Source organism: Burkholderia sp. Se-20378, from assembly GCF_017104665.1.
GTDB classification, from domain to species: Bacteria; Pseudomonadota; Gammaproteobacteria; order Burkholderiales; family Burkholderiaceae; genus Burkholderia; species Burkholderia lata.
This window is the reverse complement of record NZ_JAAGPG010000835.1, coordinates 1-2,499: the sequence shown is the minus strand read 5'-3', so window position 1 is coordinate 2,499 and position 2,499 is coordinate 1. Positions and strand designations below refer to the sequence as shown.

General features: G+C 69.5%; 4 protein-coding genes. 1 reads left to right on the top strand and 3 read right to left on the bottom strand.

The window, feature by feature from the left end; genetic code table 11:
• Positions 1-922 (top strand): sulfonate ABC transporter substrate-binding protein (locus tag G3N93_RS38080; RefSeq protein WP_206135335.1); only part of this gene is annotated, 922 nt, incomplete at its 5' end.
• Between the two features lie 43 nt (positions 923-965).
• Here the strand turns inward: G3N93_RS38080 and G3N93_RS38075 are convergent.
• From G3N93_RS38075 to G3N93_RS38065, 3 genes are all read right to left on the bottom strand, one after another.
• Positions 966-1,550: a putative glycolipid-binding domain-containing protein gene (locus tag G3N93_RS38075; RefSeq protein WP_206135334.1), complete on the bottom strand. Its 585-nt coding sequence runs from the start codon at positions 1,548-1,550 to the stop codon at positions 966-968.
• Positions 1,551-1,814: 264 nt separating this feature from the next.
• The gene (locus G3N93_RS38070; protein WP_206135333.1) at positions 1,815-2,243 is read right to left on the bottom strand and encodes an outer membrane protein assembly factor BamE; all 429 of its coding nucleotides are present in this window, start codon (positions 2,241-2,243) and stop codon (positions 1,815-1,817) included.
• Positions 2,244-2,285: 42 nt separating this feature from the next.
• The coding region (locus tag G3N93_RS38065) for a YadA-like family protein (protein ID WP_206135332.1) at positions 2,286-2,499 on the bottom strand (214 nt) is incomplete at its 5' end.

Here is a 2,499-nt window from a genome sequence, read left to right as displayed (position 1 = left end):
CGCGGCCGCCGGACTGGCCGGGCTCGCGCTCGGCCCGCTCGCGGGCCTGCCTGCACACGCGCAGGACAGCGGCACGCGGCTGCGCGTCGGTTTCCAGAAATACGGCAACTTCGTCGTGCTCAAGGCCCGCGGCACGCTGGAGAAGCGGCTCGCGAGCCAGGGCGTCACCGTGCAGTGGCTCGAATTTCCGGCCGGCCCGCAATTGCTCGAGGGCCTGAACGCCGGCGCGATCGACGTCGGCACGGTCGGCGAGACGCCGCCGATCTTCGCGCAGGCGGGCGGCGTCGATTTCGTCTACATCGGCAACGAGCCGCCCGCGCCGCAGGGCGAGGCGATCGTCGTGCTGCCCGATTCGCCGATCCGCACCGTCGCGCAGCTGCGCGGCAAGAAGGTCGCGTTCAACAAGGGTTCGAACGTCCACTTCCTGCTCGTGAAGGCGCTCGAACGCGCGGGCCTCACGTATGCCGACATCCAGCCGATCTACCTGACGCCCGCCGACGCGCGCGCCGCGTTCGTGCAGCGCAATGTCGATGCGTGGGTGATCTGGGATCCGTACCTGGCCGCCGCCGAGCGGCAGATCGGCGCGCGCGTGATCGCGAATGGCGAAGGGCTCGTGCGCAATACGCAGTATTACCTCGCGGCGCGCAAATACGCGGCCGCTCACCCGCAGGTGCTGCGCGCGCTGCTCGACGAAGTCGACGCGGTCGATCGCTGGGCGCGCGACCATGTGAGCGACGTCGCCACGCAACTGTCACCGCTCGTCGGCCTCGACGCGCCGACGCTCGAAGTCGCGCTCAAGCGCGCCGGTTACGGCGTGCAGCCGATCAGCGACGCGACGCTCGCGTATCAGCAGACCATCGCCGATACGTTCAGCACGCTAAAGCTGATTCCGGGCAAGCTGTCGGTCGCGAGCGCACGCTGACGCGCCGCCGCTACCGAAGCACGATGCACGCGATACGCGTGAATCAGCGCGCGGGTGCCGCGCCGATGCGCCGCCATTCGTCGTAGTCGGTGACCAGGCCCGCTTCGTCGACCGCGATATCGGCCGCATACGTGCCGCTTTCGTAGCGGTACACGCGCTCTGCCGTACGCGTATAGCGCTGCTCGCCGCGCACGAACTCGAAATCCGGGAAGCGCAGCCATGCGGTATGGATCACGGCCGCCTCGCCGACCGCCAGCGCGAGCCGCCGGATCGGCAGCGTATTCGTCGACGGGCTGAAACCGAGATCGAGGTCGGTCGCGCCCGCGAGCGCCGGTACGTCGACGCCATCGATCGTCCACCGCCCTGCGTCGCACGCGATCTCCCATTCGCGCGGCGGCTGCGTGCCGCCCCACTGCGTCACGCGCGCCGCGCGCGTGAGCCAGTCGGCGCCACACGCGATCGCGTATTCGATGCGCAGCGGCATGCCGTCGATCGCGCCTGCCAGCGTGCCCGACAGATCGATGCCCGAGCGCGTCTCGGCGAGCCGGCACCATTCGGCCGTCTGCCAGGTCTGCACGTTCTGCCACGCGACGCAGTGCGTGCACATCGTGTCGTCCTGCTTCGTCATGTCGTCTCCTGTCGTTCGACGCGGGGGCGTCGCCGGCGCGGGCCGGCTTCGTCGTGGAGACCGATTTTCGCGCAGGACGGCGTCGAACACACGCGGCTTCGGCGACGAACGGCCGGATCGGCCCGTTTGGCAAACAGGCAAGGCGCGATACAGGGCAACGCGAGAAGAACCGTTCCGCCACCCGCGCACATCGGCGCGCACGGCGGGCGAGCCTGCGGAGTCGGCCGGTCGAGACAACCGCACCGGCCGTTGCGGGGTGGCCGGTTACGGACGCCCGGCCTGCTCGAGCGCGCCAGCGCAGCTTTCCGGCTTCCACAGGAACGTGCGCGCGAGCCGGTCCTGATCGAACAGCACCTTGTACTGGCACTGGATCGGGCCGCTTGCCGACGGCAGATGGAACAGGTAGTCCCATTCGCGCACGCCCATCAGCCCTTCCGAGAAATGCGGCGTGCCGAGCAGTTCGTACAACTGCGTCTTGTTCATCCCGCTGCGCACGCTGCGCAGGCTGTCGAGGTTCGGCCACGAGCCGTCCTTCACGGTCGCATGGCTCACGTCGGGAAACACGGCCTGGTCGGTCGTGCCTTCCGGCGTGACGGTGCTGAGGCTGCCGCAGCCCGCGAGCGCGACGGCGAGACAGGCGGCGGCCGCCGTGCGGACGGCCCGGCCCGATACACGAGTGTGCTGGTTATGCATGGATCGTTGATTTCCAAGGTGAATGGCTTTCATGACGCGCGTTTACCACTGGTAGCCGACACCGACCGACCCGCCGACGTCGCCGCGCGACGTGCTGCTCGCGCTCCCCTTGACGACCCATTTGCCGTTGTCGGAGATGGTCGACAGGCCGAGCGCGACACCGCTCTCGCCGCGCCACGTGCCGCCGCCGAGCGCGACCATGCTGCGGCCCGGCAGGTACGCCTGCGGCAGCCCGGCCATCGCCATCGCGGCGGCA